The following is a 6703-nucleotide window of genomic DNA, read 5'->3' as shown; positions in this document are numbered from 1 at the left end:
CGTCCGGACTCCGCGATAAATTCCAGTCGCGCCTTTTCGGCCCGCATCGCGTTTCAGTCCTCGGTGACGGGTCGTCGATGGCCGTCTTCGAAGACCCCGGCGTGCGCACCGCCTACCGCGAACTCGTCCCGCTGGGGAGTGCGTGGCGCGACGAGACGCCCGCGCGCCTGTTCCTCTCGCTGTTCCGCTACCGGGCGCTTCCGGACCCCGAGCGCATCGCCTGTCCGGTATTGCTCGTCGCTGGAACGCGCGACGACATCGCCCCTGCCGACGCGGTGGTCGACCTCGCGGACGAACTCTCGGACGCGACGCTCGTCGAACTCCCGGTGGACCACTTCGACCACTACGACCGGGCGTTCGAACAGACCTTCGGCCACCTACTGTCGTTCCTCCGAACAGTCCGATAAGCGATAACCTCTCAGCCCGCTGAACGCTCGCGGGAATATTATGTCCCCGGTCAGCATACGTCGTATCGCCATGTCCGCAACCCACCGTTTAGTCTCGCTCTTCCTCGTCGTTCTTCTCGTCTCTGCCCCGGGAACAGTTCTCGCACAGGAATCAGAGACGCCCAGCGACGAAGAGATGCAAGAACTCCTCGAAGAGGGAGTCGCGCTGTACAACGAGAACATCGACCAACTCGACGTTTCGTTTGCCCGCGACCTCATCGCCGGAAAGACGGTGAACGTCTACGTCGAAGATGGCGACGAGACGCACGTGTTTTCCGCTGTCGTTAAAGACGATATGCGCATCGCCGACGTAGCCGCAGAGTCGAACGAAGACGCCTCGACGCGCATCGAAACTGACCGCGCGACGCTCGAAACAATCGCTCAGTCGTCAAACCCAGTGGCTGGCGTCAAACAGGCGCTTCGAAACGACCGTATTCGCGTCTCCGGCGAGAAGGGCCACCCGGTCGACCAGACGGTGTGGACCGTCGCCAACCTATTCAAAGGATTCGTCCTCTGAGGACGATACACGGTCCGTTTTCACTGCTGGCGATTGATTTCACCCCTTCCGCTCGGCGACTGTGAGATACCCCGGAACGGGTATCCGGTTCGTTTCGTAGGGTGTTGCTTCAATGCGCTCGACTGACCACGAATCGCCGAACGAGCGACGAAGGTCGTCCGGCGAGAGGGTGGCCGGACCCCAGTCGTCCGGTGCCTCGTCGCTGAACGCGAGCGAATAGAGTCGGCTGCCGGGATTCATCACTGCCGCGAGTTCGTCGGTGTAGGACTGTCGTTGGTCGGCTTCTCCGAAGACGTGCAAGAGACCACAGTCGACGACGGTGTTGAACGGCCCCAGACTCGGAGGGAGGTCGAAAGCGTCGGCGGCGTGGAACGTTGCCTGAACAGCTCGGTCGTCCGCTTTCTCCCGTGCGAGTTCGATTGCCCGAGTCGACACGTCGATACCCGTCACCGTGTGACCACGCTCGGCGAAATAACACACGTGGGTTCCGGTTCCACACCCTGCATCGAGTACGGGTCCAGAAATCTTCCCGTCTTCGGCGAGTTCCACGAAAATCGGCTGTGGCCGACCGATATCCCACGGTGGAGTTCCATCGTACGCTTCGTTCCACGAAGATTCGGTGTTGTCCGGCATCGGTTTTACTCCGCTACGATTGCATGTAAAATGTCGGTAGAATTTGATTTGTCCCGGCCTGCGACGGACGAATTCCCGACGATTGGTACGTCGCGTCCGTAACCCACTTTGCCCTCTCCGTTGATTCTTCGTTAATGACGCACACGCGCACGGTCGAACTCGATGGCCACATCATCGACTCGGGGTCGATGCAACAGGCGATGGGCATCGTGATGGACCTCGGGGGCGACTTCGATATCGAGAAGTTCGACGTCGGTCGGCAGAAAGAGGACACGTCGTACTGTCGGATGACGGTCTCTGCCGACGACGAAGACGGCCTGCAGGAGATTCTCCACGAACTCCACCAGATTGGCGCGAACCTCACAGACCCCGTCGATGCGCACGTCGAGCCGTCGCCCGCAGACCAGGTCGTCCCGGTTGGGTTCTACTCGACGACCAATCACCCGACTGACGTTCGATACGACGGCGAATGGATTCCCGTCGAGGACATCGAGATGGACTGTGCGATTATCGTCGAAGAGACCGAAGACGGTGCGCGCGCATACACGAAAGTCCTCAACAGCGTCGAAGAGGGCGACCTCGTCGTCACCGACGAGGCGGGTATCCGCGTCAAACCGCCGGAACGTCCCCGGGATTCCTCCGGTCCATTCGGCTTCATGCAGGGTGGCGTCTCCTCCGAGCGCCCCTCCGAGTCGCTCATCGGTGAGGTCGCGGATGCGCTCCGCGAGACCAAAAAAGAGGGCGGAAACGTCCTCGTTGTCGCCGGTCCGGCGCTCATTCACTCCGGCGGCGGCGACGCTCTCGCGCGACTCATCCGAGAGGGCTACATCGACATGATTTCCGCCGGGAACGGCTTTGCGACCCACGACATCGAGCGCGGCCTCTACGGGACCTCACTCGGGATGGACATGGAGACGATGGAGCACCCACGCAAGGGGCACAAACACCACATCTACACCATAAGCGAAGTCATCCGTGCTGGCGGCATCGAGGAAGCCGTCGACGAGGGACTCATCAAAGAAGGTATCATGTACGAGTGCGTGAAAAACGACGTCTCATACGTCCTCGCGGGGTCCATCCGCGACGACGGTCCGCTTCCGGACACCATCACTGACGCCATCGAAGCGCAGAACGCCATCCGCGAGCAGGCCCACCAGGCCGACATGGTGCTCATGCTCTCGACGCTCCTGCACTCGGTCGCCGTCGGGAACTGTCTCCCCTCTACGGCGAAGACCGTCTGTGTGGACATCAACCCCGCAACCGTCACGCAACTGCTCGACCGCGGTTCGTCGCAGGCTATCGGGATGGTGACCGACATCGGGACGTTCGTGCCGACGCTCGCCGAGAAAGTGCTCGACGAGACAGACGAGTAACTGTCTCACCGAGCGACGACCATCCGAGTGACGACCGTTTTCCCGCTTACTTGTCATATTCGTGCCGGAGAGACGCTCTGTTTCTCGTACCTATTATGACCCCCGACGTTCTCACCTGAGCCATGCGAACGACAATACGGATTCTTCTCGTCGCACTCCTGGTCCTCGTGGCCGGGTGCTCCGGCGGAATTGGCGGCGACGGCACGACAACAACAGCAGCCCAGACGACGGTAGAGACGGGCACTGCGACAGATGGCGAGACCAGTACCCCCGGAAACGAAAGCGGAAACGCGTCGTCGACGACGGCGTTCGAGTTTAACGGAACGTGGGACAACCAGTACCGTACGGGCCAGTACTACCGATACGAGATAACCGCCGACAGCATCGACGGCACGGCGACCTACGAGTGGGAGGTCCTCTCTGCGACCGACGACGAGGTGACGGTTCGGGCGAAGCTCGTCACGTCCAACACGACGAGCGAACGGACCGTGACCGCGTCGCCGGACAAGATTAACAGCAAACTCTCGGGTAGTCCCACCGGGTCCGTTGCAACGCTCGGCTTCGGCTCGCCGTACTACAGCAGCATCGACGGTAAGTCGCTCAGCGTCGGCGACAGTTGGGAAGTCTCGGGAGCCAACGGTGATACGAGCTTCAAGGTCGAGCGCGTCTCTACGTACGCGGGCTTAGAGTGTGCGAACTTCGTCGTCCGGACGAACGGCAGCGTCACCTGGGAGAGTTGCGTCTCGCCCGAAAGCCCGCTTCCGGGTCACATGGCCTTCTACGAGGAGGAAGGTGACGACGAACCGGCGTTCGAGATGGTTCTCGTCGAGTACCGGTCCGGAAACTGAGTACCGCCTGAAAACTGAGATTCCTCAGTAGACTTTTGCTAACGGAACGACTGCCATCGGAATGTTCGAGTTCAACAGCACGTCCTGTGCGGTGCTTCCAAAGACGATTTTCGAGGTCGGGTTTCGCTTTCGAACCCCGATGACGATTTCGTCGGCGTTCTGTTCTTTTGCACACTGAAGGATGTCGTCAGCGGGGTCGTTTCCGCGGATGTACTGGTGTGTCTCGATGGTGACGGTATCGCCGAGCCGGGAGCCGACAACGTTCATCGCGTCTTCCCCGTCGCGGACGTCGTCGCTGTCGGTGTGGTCGCCGCCTTGGTGCGAATTGACGACGTGGATAACGTCGTCTGTTTCAATTCGTTGAGAGAGGTAATCACAAACCTCGGCGCTGGTGTGTACCGAGTCCGTACCCATAACATACGTTGCCATGCCACATATCCCTACGTCGTCCTATAAAAATCCATGCCCCACTACCGCTGGTCAGACTGCTTTCGACGGAGCGAAAATACATCGCTGACGGTCATTCTCCGACGCATTCATCTGGGACAAGACATTTACCGCCCGAAAAAGGTCAGTCTGGTATGGATAGGACCGCCCTTCTTGCCGGCGGGGCGGTCGGCGTCGTGGTCATCGCCCTCGCCGCCGCCGTCGTCGTTCCCGGTGTCCTCGCGGACCCGACCGACGAGGGACCGGTCCGTCCCGGCCCGGTAGACGTGGCTGATGTCTCTATCGCCGCGGGCCCGGCCACGGGAGAGACGGCGACGCTGGAGATAGAAACACGAATCGACCACCGAAGAAATCCCACGCAGAACGTGAGTGTCCTCGTTCGCGCCGTCGACGCCGAATCAGGACTCCTGACAACGACAAAACAAGTCGACGTCGGCACCATCTCACGCGACGGTGAAAAGACGGTCTCGACGAACCTCACCGTCCCTAGAGAAGGCGGCTACGACATCGAGGTTATACTCTACCGCAACGCAGAGCGTGTCGATGAGGCTCGAAAAAGCGTCCGCGGCGTTTCGGCTATCAAGCCGCCATACTTGCAGTCGACCACGTCGTTCACCGACAGCGAGGCACTCCCGCCCGTCTCGTTTTCCATCGCGGACGCAGGTGAAGACCAGACGACGCTCGACCTCTCGGCGACGCTTGCCAACACCGGCGACGACCCGGCTGAGGACCTCTCGGTCATGTTCGTACTCCGGCAAGCCGAATCGAATATCGTCGCGTCCCGGACGACGGTCGATGCGGGAGCAATCCGCGCCGGGCGAACAGAGACGGTCAGCGCGACGACCACAGTACCGAACGACTACAACTACTACATCGACGCCGTGTTGCTCCGGGATGGTGTCGTCATCGACACCGCCCGCGGCGCGGCGAACCTGAACCCAACGAGGACGATTAGCGTGAACCAGACGACAGAAGACGTAGAACTGCGCGTCGAAGACTTCGAAAACGGCGGAGACGGCGGCGCACCAGATGAGAGGGAGTACGCGGCCACAGAAACCGAGTCGGCAGCACCCGGCTTCGGTGCCGTCGTCGCACTCGTGGCGCTCCTCGCGAGCGCTCTCATCGCTCGGAGGCGGTCCCAATGAGCGACGAAGCGCCGACGAAATCGAATGCAGACGAGGACCGAATCCCGGCGACGACCGCCGAACCGGCCGAAGACGTGGACGAACAGGAGGACCGCGAGTTCGCCGAGCGACTTCGACGGTATCTCGACTACGCCGTCCTCGCCGGACTGCTACTGCTCGCGCTCATCGCGGCGCTGCAGTTCTACCTCAACGCGAGCCAAATCATCTCGACGTGGGTGAACCCCGAGTTCCGGCCAATCTTCCACGCCGCGTTCAACGTCGTGTTGCTCCTCGGTGCGGCGCTCGGCATCTCCGTCCAACTCCGGCGGTTGACGAACTAATCGGGACGACGGGATACCACCCTATCCCGACACCAGCGCAGCACCGCCGAAGAACAATCCCAGTGCGACGAAGAACAGGCCCATCAGTTTGGTTAGCGTGACGTTCCACGCTGCCGGTTCGACTTCGCTCGCGTGGGTTTTGCTCCCGATTGCGTCGAGCTGCTCGCCGAATTTCGTGATGCCGTAGGCGTACCGATAGGTGATAACTCCGCCAGTAATCGCCAGTAGCCCGAACAATACCGTCTGGATGTCCATCGGTGGCCGACGGTTGTCTCTCGAGTAGTATGTTGTCTTTGACCGGATCTACAAGCGGTAGGCGAAAGTCAGCAAGTCGGCCCTAACACGCAGTATTAGCTGAGTAGCAACCACGCACCGAAGACGGCGCCACCGCCGACGACGGTGCTTATCGCGGCGTGAACTCGAAGTCTGTCGAGAATCGCGTGGGCGTGTTCGTCTTCGACGGACAGGAGGTCGTGAATCTCGCTGCCAATCTCACAGCGGGGCAAGAAATCCATGGCGACGTGGAGGAACACGCCCGAGGCGAATCCGAAGACGACACCGCGGAAGGCGTCGGTCGCCGGAAGCGACACGGCACTGGAGATGATAGCCGCGATACCCAGCCCCGCAGCGGGAAGGAGAAGCGGGAAGACGGGCTTGTTCTGGCTCGAAAGGCGACGAGCGGCGGCGTATCCGGCGGGGCCTTTGTGAGAGACGATAGCGAGGCCGAGTCCGACCCCGACATCGATGTTTCCGTAGACGATTCCGATGATGGCACCCGCGGAAATGGCGTGTGCGGAGAGTTCCGTCACGGTGCGGTCGACCGGGAAGTTCATGTGAGCGAACCGGTGGCCCACGGTGTGTGCGCCGAATCCGGCGAGGATACCGAACGCGATACCAAATCCGCCGAACTGGGTGTGGTGACCGAGTGCCTGCGGGACGAGAAAGACGGCCGCGCTCGTCACCATCACGCCGCT

Annotated in this window: 9 protein-coding genes and 1 pseudogene; 6 read left to right on the top strand and 4 right to left on the bottom strand. The window is 61.1% G+C overall.

What is annotated here, in order from left to right; translation table 11 throughout:
* Positions 1 to 407, top strand: a pseudogene (locus tag QT222_RS08890) (alpha/beta hydrolase); the annotation flags it as partial.
* 70 nt (positions 408 to 477) lie between these two features.
* Positions 478 to 963, top strand: coding sequence for a hypothetical protein (locus tag QT222_RS08885; RefSeq protein ID WP_491476958.1), 486 nt, complete (start codon positions 478 to 480; stop codon positions 961 to 963).
* Positions 964 to 1002: 39 nt separating this feature from the next.
* Here the strand turns inward: QT222_RS08885 and QT222_RS08880 are convergent, their stop codons facing one another.
* Positions 1003 to 1596 (bottom strand): class I SAM-dependent methyltransferase, encoded by a 594-nt coding sequence (locus QT222_RS08880; protein ID WP_491476957.1) that lies wholly within the window; start codon positions 1594 to 1596, stop codon positions 1003 to 1005.
* A gap of 134 nt (positions 1597 to 1730) precedes the next feature.
* On the opposite strand from QT222_RS08880, the gene QT222_RS08875 reads away from it, so the two are divergent.
* Entirely contained in the window at positions 1731 to 2969 is a 1239-nt protein-coding gene (locus tag QT222_RS08875) for an ornithine cyclodeaminase, nickel-pincer nucleotide-dependent (protein WP_004060006.1), read from the top strand.
* 122 nt (positions 2970 to 3091) lie between these two features.
* Positions 3092 to 3817, top strand: coding sequence for a hypothetical protein (locus QT222_RS08870; protein ID WP_004060005.1), 726 nt, complete (start codon positions 3092 to 3094; stop codon positions 3815 to 3817).
* Between the two features lie 24 nt (positions 3818 to 3841).
* Here QT222_RS08870 and QT222_RS08865 read toward each other — a convergent pair whose 3' ends face one another.
* Complete coding sequence (locus QT222_RS08865) at positions 3842 to 4246, bottom strand: universal stress protein (protein WP_004060004.1); 405 nt, start codon at positions 4244 to 4246, stop codon at positions 3842 to 3844.
* Positions 4247 to 4398: 152 nt separating this feature from the next.
* Between QT222_RS08865 and QT222_RS08860 the strand changes: the two genes are divergently transcribed.
* Together QT222_RS08860 and QT222_RS08855 are read left to right on the top strand one after the other, a co-directional pair.
* Positions 4399 to 5409, top strand: coding sequence for a DUF7490 domain-containing protein (locus tag QT222_RS08860; RefSeq protein WP_491476956.1), 1011 nt, complete (start codon positions 4399 to 4401; stop codon positions 5407 to 5409).
* On the top strand, positions 5406 to 5729 hold the full coding sequence (locus QT222_RS08855) for a DUF8060 family membrane protein (protein ID WP_491476955.1): 324 nt from the start codon (positions 5406 to 5408) through the stop codon (positions 5727 to 5729). Before QT222_RS08860 ends, QT222_RS08855 begins: the two co-directional genes overlap by 4 nt.
* A gap of 21 nt (positions 5730 to 5750) precedes the next feature.
* Here QT222_RS08855 and QT222_RS08850 read toward each other — a convergent pair whose 3' ends face one another.
* Positions 5751 to 5984 (bottom strand): DUF6199 family natural product biosynthesis protein, encoded by a 234-nt coding sequence (locus QT222_RS08850; protein WP_004060001.1) that lies wholly within the window; start codon positions 5982 to 5984, stop codon positions 5751 to 5753.
* A 95-nt stretch (positions 5985 to 6079) separates the two neighbouring features.
* A partial coding sequence (locus QT222_RS08845; protein WP_491476954.1) for a ZIP family metal transporter occupies positions 6080 to 6703 on the bottom strand: 624 nt, incomplete at its 5' end.

Source organism: Haloferax sp. s1 (assembly GCF_058382125.1).
This window is presented reverse-complemented; position numbering and strand designations above follow the sequence as displayed.